Origin of the sequence: Citrobacter sp. Ce104 (assembly GCF_030334595.1) — a bacterium.
GTDB classification, from domain to species: Bacteria; Pseudomonadota; Gammaproteobacteria; order Enterobacterales; family Enterobacteriaceae; genus Citrobacter; species Citrobacter europaeus.
In genome coordinates this window covers 304,291-320,296 of record NZ_JAOWDP010000064.1, presented here as the reverse complement: position 1 = coordinate 320,296, position 16,006 = coordinate 304,291, and the positions used below count along the sequence as shown (strand labels likewise).

16 protein-coding genes and 5 tRNA genes are annotated in these 16,006 nt (G+C 50.9%); 18 read left to right on the top strand and 3 right to left on the bottom strand.

From position 1 onward, the window contains the following. Together glmL and glmS are read right to left on the bottom strand one after the other, a co-directional pair. Positions 1–1,389 (bottom strand): methylaspartate mutase accessory protein GlmL, encoded by a 1,389-nt coding sequence (gene glmL / locus OGW16_RS12215; protein WP_286518487.1) that lies wholly within the window; start codon positions 1,387–1,389, stop codon positions 1–3. Beyond that, the gene (glmS, locus tag OGW16_RS12210; RefSeq protein ID WP_003022963.1) at positions 1,389–1,838 is read right to left on the bottom strand and encodes a methylaspartate mutase subunit S; all 450 of its coding nucleotides are present in this window, start codon (positions 1,836–1,838) and stop codon (positions 1,389–1,391) included. Before glmS ends, glmL begins: the two co-directional genes overlap by 1 nt. 1,218 nt (positions 1,839–3,056) lie before the next feature. Between glmS and cydA the strand changes: the two genes are divergently transcribed. The 18 genes from cydA (at position 3,057) to pnuC (ending at position 15,017) form a co-directional block, all read left to right on the top strand. Beyond that, a complete protein-coding gene (gene cydA / locus OGW16_RS12205; protein WP_003022965.1) occupies positions 3,057–4,625 on the top strand; it encodes a cytochrome ubiquinol oxidase subunit I in 1,569 nt (522 codons plus the stop codon). 15 nt (positions 4,626–4,640) lie between these two features. Next, on the top strand, positions 4,641–5,780 hold the full coding sequence (cydB, locus tag OGW16_RS12200) for a cytochrome d ubiquinol oxidase subunit II (RefSeq protein ID WP_043015643.1): 1,140 nt from the start codon (positions 4,641–4,643) through the stop codon (positions 5,778–5,780). Positions 5,781–5,794: 14 nt separating this feature from the next. Next, positions 5,795–5,908 carry a cytochrome bd-I oxidase subunit CydX gene (gene cydX, locus OGW16_RS12195; protein ID WP_003022970.1) on the top strand — a complete coding sequence of 38 codons (114 nt, stop codon included), beginning with the start codon at positions 5,795–5,797 and terminating at the stop codon, positions 5,906–5,908. Continuing rightward, the gene (gene ybgE / locus OGW16_RS12190; RefSeq protein WP_043015644.1) at positions 5,908–6,201 is read left to right on the top strand and encodes a cyd operon protein YbgE; all 294 of its coding nucleotides are present in this window, start codon (positions 5,908–5,910) and stop codon (positions 6,199–6,201) included. The genes cydX and ybgE overlap by 1 nt, the downstream gene beginning before the upstream one ends. Positions 6,202–6,476: 275 nt before the next feature. Continuing rightward, on the top strand, positions 6,477–6,881 hold the full coding sequence (gene ybgC, locus OGW16_RS12185) for a tol-pal system-associated acyl-CoA thioesterase (protein ID WP_003831439.1): 405 nt from the start codon (positions 6,477–6,479) through the stop codon (positions 6,879–6,881). Further along, complete coding sequence (gene tolQ / locus OGW16_RS12180) at positions 6,878–7,570, top strand: Tol-Pal system protein TolQ (RefSeq protein ID WP_003022976.1); 693 nt, start codon at positions 6,878–6,880, stop codon at positions 7,568–7,570. The genes ybgC and tolQ overlap by 4 nt, the downstream gene beginning before the upstream one ends. Before the next feature lie 3 nt (positions 7,571–7,573). Continuing rightward, complete coding sequence (gene tolR, locus OGW16_RS12175; RefSeq protein WP_003022978.1) at positions 7,574–8,002, top strand: colicin uptake protein TolR; 429 nt, start codon at positions 7,574–7,576, stop codon at positions 8,000–8,002. A gap of 64 nt (positions 8,003–8,066) precedes the next feature. Then, positions 8,067–9,323: a cell envelope integrity protein TolA gene (gene tolA, locus OGW16_RS12170; protein WP_043015645.1), complete on the top strand. Its 1,257-nt coding sequence runs from the start codon at positions 8,067–8,069 to the stop codon at positions 9,321–9,323. Between the two features lie 128 nt (positions 9,324–9,451). Further along, positions 9,452–10,744 carry a Tol-Pal system beta propeller repeat protein TolB gene (tolB, locus tag OGW16_RS12165; RefSeq protein ID WP_003022981.1) on the top strand — a complete coding sequence of 431 codons (1,293 nt, stop codon included), beginning with the start codon at positions 9,452–9,454 and terminating at the stop codon, positions 10,742–10,744. Positions 10,745–10,778: 34 nt separating this feature from the next. Further along, positions 10,779–11,297: a peptidoglycan-associated lipoprotein Pal gene (gene pal, locus OGW16_RS12160; protein ID WP_003022983.1), complete on the top strand. Its 519-nt coding sequence runs from the start codon at positions 10,779–10,781 to the stop codon at positions 11,295–11,297. A 9-nt stretch (positions 11,298–11,306) separates the two neighbouring features. Continuing rightward, on the top strand, positions 11,307–12,095 hold the full coding sequence (gene cpoB / locus OGW16_RS12155; RefSeq protein ID WP_043015646.1) for a cell division protein CpoB: 789 nt from the start codon (positions 11,307–11,309) through the stop codon (positions 12,093–12,095). 165 nt (positions 12,096–12,260) lie between these two features. Next, positions 12,261–12,336 (top strand) — tRNA-Lys (locus OGW16_RS12150). Positions 12,337–12,362: 26 nt separating this feature from the next. Then, positions 12,363–12,438, top strand: a tRNA-Val gene (locus tag OGW16_RS12145). Positions 12,439–12,441: 3 nt separating this feature from the next. After that, positions 12,442–12,517, top strand: a tRNA-Lys gene (locus OGW16_RS12140). Positions 12,518–12,664: 147 nt separating this feature from the next. Continuing rightward, positions 12,665–12,740, top strand: a tRNA-Lys gene (locus tag OGW16_RS12135). Between the two features lie 132 nt (positions 12,741–12,872). Next, positions 12,873–12,948: transfer RNA gene (locus OGW16_RS12130), tRNA-Lys, on the top strand. Positions 12,949–13,224: 276 nt separating this feature from the next. Continuing rightward, positions 13,225–14,268, top strand: coding sequence for a quinolinate synthase NadA (gene nadA / locus OGW16_RS12125; protein WP_043015647.1), 1,044 nt, complete (start codon positions 13,225–13,227; stop codon positions 14,266–14,268). Positions 14,269–14,297: 29 nt separating this feature from the next. Beyond that, entirely contained in the window at positions 14,298–15,017 is a 720-nt protein-coding gene (gene pnuC, locus OGW16_RS12120) for a nicotinamide riboside transporter PnuC (protein ID WP_003831446.1), read from the top strand. Here the strand turns inward: pnuC and zitB are convergent. After that, positions 15,014–15,955 (bottom strand): CDF family zinc transporter ZitB, encoded by a 942-nt coding sequence (gene zitB / locus OGW16_RS12115; RefSeq protein ID WP_043015648.1) that lies wholly within the window; start codon positions 15,953–15,955, stop codon positions 15,014–15,016. The genes pnuC and zitB overlap by 4 nt on opposite strands. Between the last annotated feature and the right edge of the window lie 51 nt (positions 15,956–16,006).

Below are 16,006 nucleotides of genomic sequence, written 5' to 3'. Positions count from 1 at the left end.
TTATAGGGTTAAACACTGAATGCTGGTGCGAGCAGCGGCTTGCGGGTACAGCCTGGCGACGTTTGCCAGTAGCGGGAGCAGGCCATTTGAATCGCGGTAATACTCAAACTGATTCGGTAACAGAATTCTTTTACCCTGGTCGTCCAGCTCCCGGTATTTGAGCCAGTTATGGATATCGAACTGGCTGGCGCGAGAGAGCCATCCCCCTGAACCGACGACTTTGCGTACGGTGGTGAGATCGCGACCCATCTGTAAATCCACGTTACCCACGCAGGTGCAAACCTGCTTTTTAGTGCCCGCGTGGCGCTCAGCGGCATAGCCCACGCACAAACCTGCCAGCAGGGTGTCGAAATATTTCTCCTCCTCGCTGAGTGGCAGGTAATCCGGTTGCCCAACCAGGTGACGCAGGTAGCGGTAAAACGATTCCTCGCGCTGCGGTTGTTGGGCGAAGATGACTTTCACCATTTCCTGCGTGCTTTCTCCCACCACGACGGCGGAAACGCGCATTCCCAGGTCGCCTTCAACGGTACGTTTAACGAACGGTTCAGGAACACCATGCAGGACGGTATCGGGGGAGAGGGTATTCGCGCTGGCCGAATAGACATCCGTGGTGGCTCCGCCCATATCAATCAGCATGAATTCCTTCCATGCGCTGTCGTAATCGCTAATGGCTTTAACTAACTCATATACCGTCCATGGCGTCGGCATTGGCTCTTCGCCTGTTTCGCCGACAATGACGTCCAGGCCTTTGCCTTTGACAATGCGTGACAAGAACACATCGCAAATCGCCTGGCGCGCGGCAAACGGATTCGGGTGATCGAGGTCTGGCAGAATGTTGTCTACCGTGGTCAGATCCTTATGTCCGAGAATCGTTTGTATTTCGTCCTGAATGTCCCGGTTTCCGGCGTAGATAATGGCGCAATCAAGCTTTGAGCCTGCCAGCGCGTGCGCATTCGCCAGGCCATAGCTTTCTTCGCCACCGTCTGTACCGCCGGTAAACAGCAGAATGTCTGGGGGGGAAGATTCCAGCTCCTGAATGTCATGACGGTTCAGCTTGTACGAATAATATTGCGCGATTTTCGCTCCTGCCGAATGGGCGGTAACTTTGGCCGATTCCAGCGTAATGGAAGGCACCAGCCCCATTGCTGCAACGGCGAGTCCACCTTTGGCCGAAGAAGAGTATTTCAACTGCACTTCACCACTTTTCAGTAACGGGCGAGCATCGGCAACGTTCAGCACCTGATTCAGGCTGGCAAAAAAACCGTCTGCCAGATGATGTGTGGTGGTTGGGGTCAGGACATGGTTTACCAGGGTTAATTCTTCGCCTTCATGGGCGAAGAGGGCAGCCTTGGTCCATGTCGAGCCGATATCGACAGAAACTGTTTGCATCAGATAGCCTCTTCCAGGCAACGCTGCTCAAGGCCATTGTGTTGGTGAATATCATTAGTGATAAGCGCGCAGACATCTTCCAGGTCATGGCTTGGTGCGAAGACGCGGTTAAATCCCATCTCTTTAAACTTCACTTCCACATCAGCGAAGTCATGTTTACCGACGACCAGGTTGCCGCCGACGTACAGCAGAATGTCGCCGAGGCCACGTTCTATGCAGCGCTCACGTAACCCGAGGCAGTCAATGTCGCCGTGACCGTAGATAGAGGACACCACGATGGCATCGGCGCCTGTTTCAATCGCGGCATCAATATATTCATCCTGGCTCACCATCACCCCGAGGTTGATTACGTGAAAATCATGAGCTGTAAAAACGCGATCCAGAACTTTATTACCTACTGCATGGCAGTCAGCACCGATGACGCCAATAACAAGTGTAGATTTCTTCATGGGTAATCCTCTGTAGGGCTGATGGTCAATAAGTGAAAATTGTTTTCTAATATTTAGAACATGGATTGTGGCAACCTCTTAATAGGGTTGGAGTTTCTGTGGAAGCGGAAAAGGAAGCAATTGATCTATTTTCAAAATATCCTGCGCAAAATGATTGTTATATTATTTTTTTATAAAATCACTTTACTATCAGTGTCTTATGATTTGTTTTTTGCGATGATTTTTAATTTGTTAGGAAATTGGGTAATAAATAACTTGCCATGTTTGTGATCGAAATCTTATTTTGTTGCGCGCCTCGTTTATGCACCATTTTTAATAATTTAAAAAATCACATTTACTAAATAACTTGTGAACGGGATAACGGTTTTTTATTTTTTAATCTTATATGTCATAATTATCTTTTGTTAAATTTAGGATAAAAATGATAATGAATTGTTTGTGGCATATTTAAACATTGCCATATAAGAGAAGAAGAGAGGTGAATGATAACTTTAAGTGATGATTTAAGCGGAACGGCTGCGCTCTGCGGGAGAACGCCAAACGCAATGCGTCTGTCAATGAGCGACGCTTTCGCTTCAATTTGAGATAGTTACATCTTGGTGTTAATTATAAGTAAAATTTAAATGAACAATTTGTATGAAATAACAAATCCATGACTTGCTAAACAAAAAACTGTGAGCTACCCAGCAATAGTGACTCTTTATCTGCGGACAATTTTGTCAGCCAGGCGAGTTAAAAGATCGTGTAGATTTAAATAAATAACCTATCATTTGTAGTAACGGCAATTACTCATTGAAAAACATGTTGTTAACATGATGTTCACTAGTCATCTTACTGCTAAACACTATTAACATTAAATTTGAAAATTGATTTAAATCAATGTTTAAAACTTGGTAAACGACATCAAAAGAGGTTAAATTGCTGCAGATCAAATTGGTCTGAAGGTGGTAAATTAGCTATAAATTGATCACTATCGAAAAATGCAAATTTACCTCGATAAAAACCTGTTTATTGTAAGGATTTTACGGCGTAATATAATTGCGGGATCAATTTGAGTGTTTTATTAACATGTTTGTAACCTTTCATCATTGTCCTTTCTTCAAATGAGAGGAAAGGGCAGCGGCGGGGGAAGCAGATAAATTTGTATTGGGGCATGCGTGTGACCCTTTCTAACGGGGTTCACTCTCGGAGTCTTCATGCGATGAGCAAGGAGTCATGATGTTAGATATAGTCGAACTGTCGCGCTTACAGTTTGCCTTGACCGCGATGTACCACTTCCTGTTTGTGCCACTGACGCTCGGTATGGCGTTCTTGCTGGCCATCATGGAAACGGTCTACGTCCTTTCCGGCAAACAGATTTATAAAGATATGACCAAGTTCTGGGGCAAGTTGTTTGGTATCAACTTCGCTCTGGGTGTGGCAACCGGTCTGACCATGGAGTTCCAGTTCGGGACTAACTGGTCCTACTACTCCCACTATGTAGGGGATATTTTCGGTGCGCCGCTGGCGATCGAAGGTTTGATGGCCTTCTTCCTCGAATCCACCTTTGTAGGTCTGTTCTTCTTCGGCTGGGACCGTTTGGGTAAAGTCCAGCATATGTGCGTCACCTGGCTGGTAGCTCTGGGTTCTAACCTGTCCGCGCTGTGGATTCTGGTTGCGAACGGCTGGATGCAAAACCCAATCGCCGCGGATTTCAATTTCGAAACCATGCGTATGGAGATGCTGAGCTTCTCTGAACTGGTGCTCAACCCGGTTGCACAGGTGAAATTTGTTCACACTGTGGCATCTGGTTATGTCTGTGGCGCGATGTTCGTTCTGGGGATCAGCTCCTACTATATGCTGCGCGGTCGTGACTTCGCGTTCGCTAAACGTTCTTTTGCCATCGCCGCCAGCTTTGGTATGGCTGCAATTCTGTCTGTTATCGTTCTGGGTGATGAATCCGGTTACGAAATGGGCGACGTGCAGAAAACCAAACTCGCTGCGATTGAAGCAGAATGGGAAACTCAGCCTGCACCGGCTTCCTTTACGCTGTTCGGTATTCCGGACCAGGATGCGCAGGAAAACCATTTTGCGATTCAAATTCCTTATGCGCTGGGCATCATTGCCACCCGCTCTGTTGATACACCGGTCATTGGTCTGAAAGATCTGATGGTGCAGCACGAAGAGCGCATCCGTAACGGGATGAAAGCGTATCAACTGCTGGAAGAGCTGCGTGCTGGTACGACCGATCAGGCCGTTCGCGATCAGTTCAACAGCATGAAGAAAGACCTGGGTTATGGTCTGCTGCTGAAACGCTATACGGATAACGTCACCGACGCGACCGAAGCGCAAATTCAGCAGGCAACGAAAGATTCTATTCCTCGCGTTGCGCCGCTGTACTTCGCATTCCGTATCATGGTGGCATGCGGCATTCTGATGCTGGCAATCATCGCTGTGTCCTTCTGGACCGTACTTCGTAACCGTATCGGTGAGAAAAAATGGCTGCTGCGCACTGCGCTGTATGCGATTCCTCTGCCGTGGATTGCGATCGAATCCGGTTGGTTTGTCGCAGAGTACGGTCGTCAACCGTGGGCGATTGGTGAAGTATTACCAACAGCCGTAGCGAACTCTTCGCTGACCGCTGGCGACCTCATCTTCTCGATGCTGTTGATTTGCGGCCTGTATACCCTGTTCCTGGTGGCTGAACTGTATCTGATGTTCAAGTTCGCACGCCTTGGGCCGAGTAGCCTGAAAACCGGTCGTTATCACTACGAGCAGTCCACTGTGACTTCTCAGCCGGCACGCTAAGACAGGAGTCGTCAAATGATCGATTATGAAGTATTGCGTTTTATCTGGTGGCTGCTGGTTGGCATTCTGCTGATTGGTTTCGCGGTCACTGATGGCTTCGACATGGGGGTGGGCATGCTCACCCGTTTCCTCGGTCGTAATGATACCGAGCGTCGAATTATGATTAACTCCATCGCCCCACACTGGGACGGTAACCAGGTTTGGCTCATCACCGCAGGCGGCGCACTGTTCGCAGCCTGGCCGATGGTGTATGCCGCTGCGTTCTCCGGCTTCTATGTGGCGATGATTCTGGTACTGGCGTCGTTGTTCTTCCGTCCGGTCGGTTTTGATTACCGCTCCAAGATTGAAGACATGCGCTGGCGCAACATGTGGGACTGGGGCATCTTCATTGGTAGCTTCGTTCCACCGCTGGTTATTGGCGTGGCATTCGGCAACCTGCTGCAAGGGGTTCCGTTCCACGTAGACGACTACATGCGTCTGTACTACACCGGTAACTTCTTCCAGTTGCTGAATCCGTTTGGTCTGCTGGCGGGTGTCGTGAGTGTTGGGATGATCATCACCCAGGGCGCGACCTATCTGCAGATGCGTACGGTAGGTGAGCTGCATCTGCGTGCACGTGCAACTTCGCAGGTTGCGGCGCTGGTGACTCTGGTCTGCTTCGCGCTGGCCGGTGTATGGGTGATTTACGGTATTGACGGTTATGTTGTGACCTCCGCACTGGATCACCATGCCGCCTCTAACCCGCTGACCAAAGAAGTGGCTCGCGAGGCTGGCGCATGGATGGTGAACTTTAATAACGCACCTATCCTGTGGCTGGTTCCTGCACTGGGCGTCGTTCTGCCGCTGTTGACTATCCTGACTTCTCGTATGGAGAAAGGGGCATGGGCGTTCGTCTTCTCCTCACTGACGTTAGCCTGCATCATCCTGACTGCCGGTATCGCAATGTTCCCGTTTGTGATGCCATCCAGCACCATGATGAACGCAAGCCTGACTATGTGGGATGCCACCTCCAGCCAGCTTACATTGAACCTGATGACCTGGGTCGCGGCGGTGTTTGTACCGATCATTCTGTTGTACACCGGCTGGTGCTACTGGAAGATGTTCGGTCGCATCACTAAAGAAGATATTGAAAGCAACACCCACTCTCTGTACTAAGTAAGGAGCTTAAAATGTGGTATTTCGCATGGATTTTGGGAACGCTTCTTGCCTGTGCATTTGGGATAATCACAGCGCTGGCGCTTGAGCACGTTGAATCAGGCAAAGCCGGACAAGAAGATAGCTGATGACCAACATTATCGCGATGGTATACAACGCGATGGACAAGCGCCCCCTGCGGGCGCTTTCCTTTGTGCTGGCAATCGTGTTGGCTGGCTGCATATTCTGGGATCCGTCACGTTTTGCGGCCAAAACCAGTGAGCTTGAAATCTGGCATGGTTTCCTGCTGATGTGGGCGGTCTGCGCAGGCATTATTCACGGCGTTGGCTTCCGTCCTCGTGCCGTACACTGGCAGGGTATCTTCTGCCCGCTGATCGCGGATATCGTCCTCATTGTTGGACTGTTTTTCTTCTTCTTTTGAATAAGAAACATCCTTAAATATTTATGGGCTTGCATAAGCCCATAATTTTTTACTCTCCGTTTACTTTCCCCCATTCCAAAGCACCATTCCCGCGCGTATAGTAGCGAAGTTTGAAAGCACTAACCTTTTGTTGCATTACCGGGATGTACAGTGAAGACAGCGCGATATACAACGACATTCTTGATGCATCGCGGCGGCAAGAACGCGAGTCACCAGGCGCTTACCAGGGTAAGCAACTGGTGTGAGTGGGCGAAGCCAACAAAGAGGCAGTAGGAATGAATAAGTATATGTTTCGATGGCCGGTTCGTGTCTACTATGAAGATACCGATGCCGGTGGGGTGGTTTACCACGCCAGCTACGTCGCTTTTTATGAAAGAGCTCGTACAGAGATGCTGCGTCATCATCACTTCAGTCAGCAGGTCCTGTTGGCCGAACGTGTAGCCTTTGTGGTGCGCAAGATGACCCTCGAGTATTTTGCGCCTGCCCGGCTCGACGATATGCTCGAAGTTCAAACCGAAATTACGTCAATGCGTGGCACCTCATTGGTTTTCACGCAACGCATTGTCAACGCAGAGAACACCGTGCTGAATGAAGCCGAAGTTCTGATCGTTTGCGTTGATCCACTCAAAATGAAGCCTCGTGCGCTTCCCAAGTCTATTGTCGCGGAGTTTAAGCAGTGACTGACATGAATATCCTTGATTTGTTCCTGAAGGCAAGCCTTCTGGTTAAACTTATCATGTTGATTTTGATTGGTTTCTCAATCGCATCCTGGGCCATTATTATCCAGCGGACCCGTATTCTTAATGCTGCTTCACGTGAAGCCGAAGCATTTGAAGACAAGTTCTGGTCTGGCATTGAATTGTCGCGTCTGTATCAGGAAAGCCAGGGGCGTCGTGATAATCTGGCGGGCTCAGAGCAAATTTTCTATAGCGGATTCAAAGAGTTTGCGCGTCTGCATCGGGCGAATAGCCATGCGCCGGAAGCGGTCGTTGAAGGAGCATCCCGTGCGATGCGTATCTCGATGAACCGTGAACTGGAAACGCTGGAAACGCATATTCCATTCCTCGGCACCGTCGGCTCCATCAGCCCGTATATCGGTCTGTTCGGTACCGTTTGGGGGATCATGCACGCATTTATCGCGCTGGGCGCGGTAAAACAGGCCACGCTGCAAATGGTCGCGCCGGGTATCGCGGAAGCGTTGATCGCCACGGCTATCGGTCTGTTTGCGGCAATCCCGGCGGTTATGGCTTACAACCGACTGAATCAGCGCGTGAACAAGCTGGAACTGAATTACGACAACTTTATGGAAGAGTTCACCGCGATTCTGCACCGCCAGGCGTTTACCGTTAGCGAGAGCAACAAGGGGTAAGCCATGGCCAGAACGCGTGGACGAGGTCGTCGCGAACTCAAGTCCGAAATCAATATTGTACCGCTGCTCGACGTACTGCTGGTGCTGTTGCTGATCTTTATGGCAACCGCGCCGATCATTACGCAGAGTGTGGAAGTCGACCTGCCGGATGCGACCGAATCGCAAGCCGTCAGCAGTAACGACGAACCGCCGGTCATTATTGAGGTTTCCGGTATTGGGCAATACAGCGTGGTCGTTGAGAAAGACAGGATGGATCAACTGCCGCCGGAGCAGGTTATCGCGGAAGCGAAAAGCCGCCTGCAGACCAATCCGAAAACGGTCTTTTTAATCGGTGGTGCGAAAGACGTGCCTTATGATGAAATAATTAAAGCGCTGAACTTGTTACACAGTGCAGGCGTAAAATCGGTTGGCTTGATGACGCAGCCAATCTGATGACCGCGTTTTGCTGGCTTGAAAGATAGCGCGTAACAGGCGAACAGTTTTTTGGGAACCGAGAGTGTCAAAGGCAACCGAACAAAACGACAAGCTCAAAAGGGCGATAATTATTTCAGCGGTGCTGCATGTCATTTTATTTGCAGTACTGATCTGGAGTTCGTTCGATGAGCACATTGATGCTTCAGCTGGCGGCGGTGGCGGTTCGTCCATCGACGCCGTTATGGTCGATCCTGGCGCCGTTGTGCAACAGTACGACAGGCAGCAGCAGCAGCAGGCAAGTGCGAAACGTGCAGAAGAACAGCGTGAAAAACAGGCGCAGCAGCAAGCTGAGGAACTTCGCGAGAAGCAAGCGGCTGAGCAAGAGCGACTGAAGCAGCTGGAAAAAGAACGTTTAGCCGCGCAGGAAAAAGTGCGCGAACAGGCGGAACAGCAAAAGCAGGCCGAAGCCGCCGCCGCGAAAGCGCAAGAGCAACAGAAACAGGCTGAAGAAGCTGCGGCGAAGGCTGCTGCAGATGCGAAGGCCAAAGCTGATGCTCAGGCGAAACAAGCGGCAGATGCTGCGAAGAAAGCCGCTGCGGACGCACAGAAAAAAGCTGAGGCTGAAGCCGCTAAAGCCGCCGCTGATGCGAAGAAAGCTGCAGAAGCACAAGCTGCTAAGGCAGCAGCAGACGCTGCGAAGAAAGCGCAGGCTGAGGCCGCTAAGCAAGCTGCAGCCGAGAAAGCTGCCGCTGAGAAAGCAGAAAAAGCCGCCGCCGCGAAAGCTGCCGCTGCTGAAAAAGCGGCGGCTGATAAGAAAGCCGCGGCTGAAAAAGCAGCTGCAGATAAAAAAGCTGCAGCCGAGAAAGCCGCTGCCGATAAGAAAGCTGCGGCTGATAAAGCGGCTGCTGCGAAAAAGGCTGCGGCCGAAAAAGCCGCAGCAGCCTCTGGCGTTGACGACTTGTTAGGTGACCTAAGCTCCGGTAAGAATGCACCGAAATCGGGTGGTGGAGCGAAAGGAAGCGGTCAACCGGCGAAAGATAGTGGTACAAGTGGTGCTAATGGCGGTGCATCTGGCGCTGATATCAGTGCTTACGCATCTCAAATTCGTAATGCGATCCAGAGTCGTCTGTATGGTGCCGATTTGTATGCAGGTAAATCTTGCGTATTACATATCAAGTTAGCACCCGATGGTCTGTTACTGGATGTGACCGAAGAGGGCGGAGATCCGGCATTGTGCCAGGCTGCGCTGACGGCTGCGAAAACAGCCAGAATTCCTAAACCGCCTAGCCAGGCTGTTTATGAAAAAGTAAAAGATGCCAAACTGGACTTTAAACTGTAATAACGCCCCCTGAGAATTCAGGGGAAACGGTCTAAGGTTGAGACAGAGTTCTGGTAGTTTTGTGTATTTGAGTTTGTTAACATTCTGCTAAATTATCGTGGGCTTTCCGTCCAGATAAGGGAGATATGATGAAGCAGGCATTACGAGTAGCATTTGGTTTTCTGATGCTGTGGGCAGCGGTGCTGCACGCAGAAGTACGTATCGAGATCACCCAGGGGGTGGACTCGGCACGCCCGATTGGTGTTGTCCCCTTCCAGTGGGCAGGGCCGGGTGCTGCACCTGAAGATATCGGTGGCATCGTAGGCGCTGACCTGCGTAACAGCGGTAAATTTAATCCGTTAGACCGCTCTCGTCTGCCTCAGCAGCCGGGTACCGCGCAGGAAGTTCAACCTGCCGCATGGTCTGCGCTGGGTATTGATGCCGTGGTCGTCGGTCAGGTTACACCGAATCCGGATGGTTCCTACAGCGTCGCTTATCAACTGGTAGATACCGGTGGCGCGCCGGGTACCGTACTGGCGCAGAATACTTATAAAGTGAACAAGCAGTGGCTGCGTTATGCGGGCCATACTGCCAGTGACGAAGTGTTTGAAAAACTGACCGGTATTAAAGGTGCATTCCGTACCCGTATCGCTTATGTTGTTCAGACTAACGGCGGTCAGTTCCCGTACGAATTACGTGTGTCTGACTACGATGGTTACAACCAGTTCGTGGTACACCGTTCTCCGCAGCCGCTGATGTCACCGGCGTGGTCTCCGGACGGTTCAAAACTGGCATACGTCACTTTCGAAAGCGGTCGTTCTGCACTGGTTATTCAGACGTTGTCTAATGGCGCGGTTCGTCAGGTAGCGTCGTTCCCACGTCACAACGGTGCACCTGCGTTTTCTCCGGATGGCAGCAAACTGGCGTTTGCCCTGTCTAAAACCGGTAGCCTGAACCTGTATGTTATGGACATTGGTTCCGGTCAGATCCGTCAGGTTACGGATGGTCGTAGTAACAACACGGAACCTACCTGGTTCCCGGACAGCCAAAACCTGGCCTTTACCTCTGACCAGGCCGGTCGTCCGCAGGTATATAAAGTTAACGTCAACGGCGGTGCTCCGCAGCGTATTACCTGGGAAGGTTCGCAAAACCAGGATGCAGATGTGAGCAGCGACGGTAAGTTTATGGTAATGGTAAGCTCTGCCAATGGTCAGCAGCACATTGCCAAACAAGATCTGGTAGCGGGTGGCGTACAAGTCCTGTCGTCAACGTTCCTGGATGAAACGCCAAGTCTGGCACCTAACGGCACTATGGTAATCTACAGCTCTTCTCAGGGGATGGGATCCGTGCTGAATTTGGTTTCTACAGATGGGCGTTTCAAAGCGCGTCTTCCGGCAACTGATGGTCAGGTTAAATTCCCTGCCTGGTCGCCGTATCTGTGATAATAAATAATTGATTAATAAAGGAATCATTGAAATGCAACTGAACAAAGTGCTGAAAGGGCTGATGATTGCTCTGCCTGTTATGGCTATTGCAGCGTGTTCTTCTAACAAGAACGCCAGCAATGACGGCAGCGAAGGCATGCTGGGTGCCGGCACTGGTATGGATGCAAACGGCAGCGGCAACATGTCTTCTGAAGAGCAAGCGCGTCTTCAGATGCAACAGCTGCAGCAGAACAACATCGTTTACTTCGATCTGGACAAGTACGATATCCGTTCTGACTTCGCTGCAATGCTGGATGCTCACGCTAACTTCCTGCGTAGCAACCCGTCTTACAAAGTCACCGTAGAAGGTCATGCGGACGAACGTGGTACGCCTGAGTACAACATCTCCCTGGGTGAGCGTCGTGCGAACGCCGTTAAGATGTACCTGCAGGGTAAAGGCGTTTCTGCTGACCAGATCTCCATCGTTTCTTACGGTAAAGAAAAACCTGCAGTACTGGGTCATGACGAAGCGGCTTACGCCAAAAACCGTCGCGCCGTACTGGTTTACTAAGAGAATTGCATGAGCAGTAACTTCAGACATCATCTGTTGAGTCTGTCGTTACTGGTTGGCATAGCGGCCCCCTGGGCCGCTTTTGCACAGGCGCCAATCAGTAGTGTCGGCTCTGGCTCGGTCGAAGACCGTGTCACTCAACTCGAGCGTATTTCTAACGCTCACAGTCAGCTTTTAACCCAACTCCAGCAACAACTCTCCGATAATCAGTCCGATATTGATTCCCTGCGTGGTCAAATTCAGGAAAATCAGTATCAACTGAATCAGGTTGTTGAGCGCCAGAAGCAAATATTGCTGCAGATGAATAATCTTGGCAGCGGTAGTGCGCCTGCGGCACAGTCTACGAGTGGCGATCAGAGTGGGGCGGTAACTCCTACACCTGATGCGGGAGCTGCGGCAACGTCAGGGGCTCCCGTGCAAACTGGCGATGCGAATACCGATTACAATGCAGCAATTGCCCTGGTACAGGATAAATCCCGCCAGGATGACGCGATTGAAGCATTTCAGAACTTCATCAAAAAGTACCCGGACTCTACTTACCTGCCAAATGCGAATTACTGGCTGGGTCAGTTGAATTACAACAAGGGTAAAAAGGATGATGCTGCGTTCTATTTTGCTTCGGTAGTTAAAAACTTCCCAAAATCACCTAAGGCTGCAGACGCGATGTATAAAGTCGGCGTTATCATGCAGGACAAAGGTGACACAGCAAAAGCTAAAGCGGTTTATCAGCAGGTTATCACTAAATATCCTGGCACTGATGGCGCGAAACAAGCGCAAAAACGCCTTGGCGCGATGTAATGACCACCATGCGACCAGAAATCGTGTTATTTCTGGTCGTGTCGTGTGATTCCTAAGCAGTTGAGTTATTTACATCGAAATTTTTGTTGCGCTAAAATCTGAAATCAGTAATATATGCCGCCGTTGCCAAGGGATATCAAACAGCCCGAAAGCGGCGAAAAAAGTGGGTCGTTAGCTCAGTTGGTAGAGCAGTTGACTTTTAATCAATTGGTCGCAGGTTCGAATCCTGCACGACCCACCACTTAATGCAGTATCCAGCGTAGTATCGGGTGATTAGCTCAGCTGGGAGAGCACCTCCCTTACAAGGAGGGGGTCGGCGGTTCGATCCCGTCATCACCCACCACTCGGGGCGTTAGCTCAGTTGGTAGAGCAGTTGACTTTTAATCAATTGGTCGCAGGTTCGAATCCTGCACGCCCCACCAACTTTAACATCGTACTCAGATGTTAAACGTGAAGGATAACGTTGCTTTAGCAACGGCCCGTTAGGGCGAGACGAAGTCGAGTCATCCTGCACGCCCCACCACTATTTTGGTGGTTCCGAGTAAAAATTTTTCAGGTTACATCCGAGCGGGTCGTTAGCTCAGTTGGTAGAGCAGTTGACTTTTAATCAATTGGTCGCAGGTTCGAATCCTGCACGACCCACCAATGTTTCTGGTGAAAGCAATAGTAAACCGTGAAGGATAACGTTGCGTAAGCAACGGCCCGTAGGGCGAGGCGAAGCCGAGTCATCCTGCACGACCCACCATCCTGAATAATTGAAGTAGTACACCCCATATGGGGGCGTTAGCTCAGTTGGTAGAGCAGTTGACTTTTAATCAATTGGTCGCAGGTTCGAATCCTGCACGCCCCACCAGTGTAAAAAGGCGCCCTAAAGGCGCCTTTTTGCTATCTGCGATTTATAAGATTCGAACCTGCTTGCCTGATGCGCTTCGCTCATCAGGCCTACGGGTGCCAAATGTAGGCCGGATAAGACGTCAGTCGCCATCCGGCATTCCTCATACGCAATTATTGTGACTTTTCTGCGCCAATCCGCTATCTTGTTTAGCATATAAAACAAATCAAACCGAATATGGCGTGCGTCACGCTTTTAATCGGTTATTTCGTTAAGCCAGTAAAACGAGAAAGCAAGATGAGCGTGATGTTTGATCCAGAAGCAGCAATTTATCCGTTTCCGCCGAAACCAGCGCCGCTGAGTGTGGATGAAAAGCAATTTTATCGTGAAAAAATCAAGCGCCTGCTGAAAGAGCGTGATGCCGTTATGGTCGCGCACTATTACACCGATCCTGAAATTCAGCAGTTGGCAGAAGAGACCGGTGGCTGTATCTCCGATTCTCTGGAGATGGCGCGGTTTGGTGCAAAACATTCTGCCTCTACGCTGCTGGTTGCCGGCGTGAGGTTTATGGGAGAAACCGCCAAAATTCTCAGCCCGGAAAAGACTATCCTGATGCCGACCTTACAGGCGGAATGTTCATTAGATCTGGGCTGTCCGATTGACGCGTTCAGCGCATTTTGCGACGCGCATCCGGATCGTACCGTGGTGGTTTACGCTAATACCTCAGCCGCCGTTAAAGCACGTGCGGACTGGGTTGTCACTTCCAGTATCGCAGTAGAACTTATTGAGCATCTTGATAGTTTAGGTCAAAAAATCATCTGGGCCCCGGACAGGCATCTGGGCAACTACGTGCAAAAACAGACCGGTGCAGACGTTCTTTGTTGGCAGGGAGCTTGTATCGTCCACGATGAGTTTAAAACCCAGGCTTTAACACGCATGAAAGGGCTTTACCCTGATGCCGCTGTGCTGGTGCACCCGGAGTCTCCTCAGTCTATCGTAGATATGGCTGATGCGGTTGGCTCAACCAGCCAGCTAATTAATGCAGCAAAATCGTTACCGCACAAGCAGCTGATTGTGGCGACTGACCGGGGCATTTTTTACAAAATGCAGCAAGCCGTTCCGGATAAAGAGCTACTTGAAGCTCCGACGGCCGGTGAGGGGGCAACTTGTCGCAGCTGCGCGCATTGTCCGTGGATGGCGATGAACGGCCTCAAGGCGATTGCTGAGGGCCTGGAGGAGGGTGGTGCGGCTCATGAGATACATGTTGATGCCGCACTGCGAGAAGGGGCGTTGTTGCCGTTAAACCGTATGTTGGAATTTGCGGCTACACTTCGAGCTTAATTATTTATTTTTTTGCTCTGGGGGTAAAGATGGACTTTTTTAGCACGCAGAACATTCTGGTACATATTCCGATTGGCGCGGGCGGTTACGATCTGTCATGGATCGAAGCCGTGGGGACTATCGCCGGGTTGCTGTGTATTGGCCTCGCAAGTCTTGAGAAAATCAGCAATTACTTCTTTGGTCTGATAAACGTCACGTTGTTTGCGATTATCTTCTTTCAGATCCAACTCTATGCCAGCCTGTTGCTGCAAGTTTTCTTCTTTGCCGCCAACATCTACGGCTGGTATGCCTGGTCCCGGCAAACCAACCAGCATGAAGCGGAACTGAAAATTCGCTGGCTGCCGTTACCAAAAGCGATCGGCTGGCTGGCGGCTTGCGTGGTGGCGATTGGCCTGATGTCGGTCTATATCGATCCGGTCTTTGCGTTCCTGACCCGTATCGCGGTGAACATCATGCAGGCATTGGGATTACAGGTTGTTGTGCCTGAACTGCAACCCGATGCATTCCCGTTCTGGGACTCCTGCATGATGGTGCTGTCGATTGCGGCGATGATCCTGATGACGCGTAAATACGTTGAAAACTGGCTGCTGTGGGTGATCATTAACGTCATCAGCGTGGTGATATTTGCCCTGCAAGGCGTATATGCCATGTCGCTGGAATATGTGATCCTGACGGTTATCGCCCTGAACGGTAGCAGGATGTGGATTAATAGCGCGCGTGAGCGGGGTTCCCACGCGCTGTCCCATTAATGGTGGTGATGTGAATGGCCGGACACGCCCTGATACAGGTGGCAGTCCGGCCCATTGCACGGCTGATACTCCATCTGGATCGTCGCATGCTCAATCTGGTAGTGATGGATAAGGAAATGTTGAATACGCTCCAGCAGCGCATCGTGATCGTGCGGCGGGATCACCTGCACATGCAGCGTCATCACCGGTTTTTCACCCACCATCCAGACATGGACATGGTGTACGTTGCGCACTTCAGGGATGTCCCGGCTGAGATGGCGCTGTAGTGCGGCGATATCCAGCGCCAGCGGGGCGCCTTCCAGTAATTCATTAACACTATCTTTTAATAATCGCCAGGCACTGCGCAGCACCAGCACGGAAACCAGGATCGACAGGATCGGATCCGCAGGCGTCCAGCCCGTCCAGATGATAATCAGTGCCGCGATAATTGCCCCAACAGAACCGAGTAAATCGCCCATCACATGCAGCGCTGCGGCGCGGACGTTCAGGTTTTTCTCTTCACTGCCGCGATGTAAAACCCAAAAAGCGAGCACGTTGGCCAGTAGGCCTGCGACAGCTATAACCATCATCATGCCGCCAGCCACAGGGCGAGGCGTCTGGAAGCGTTCAACCGCCTCCCAGACGATTAAAATGGTGATAACGACCAATGCGATGGCATTAACAAATGCAGCCAGCGTCGTGAGCCTCAGCCAACCGAAGGTGTGGCGGATTGTGGGTGGGCGGCGGGAAAACTGGACCGCCAGCAACGCGAAAAGGAGCGCTGCGGCATCCGTGAGCATATGCCCGGCGTCGGCCAGCAAGGCCAGCGAGCCGGAGAGTATTCCCCCCACCACTTCAACCAACATAAATCCGGCTGTAATGCAAAATGCGAACATCAGTCGGCGGGCATTATTGTCCTTCGGTTGCTCAGAGGAAGTATGAGTATGTGCGTGCGCCATTATGCCATCCCTTTGTTATTCTCATCTTTACTGTATGCCATCATACCGTTT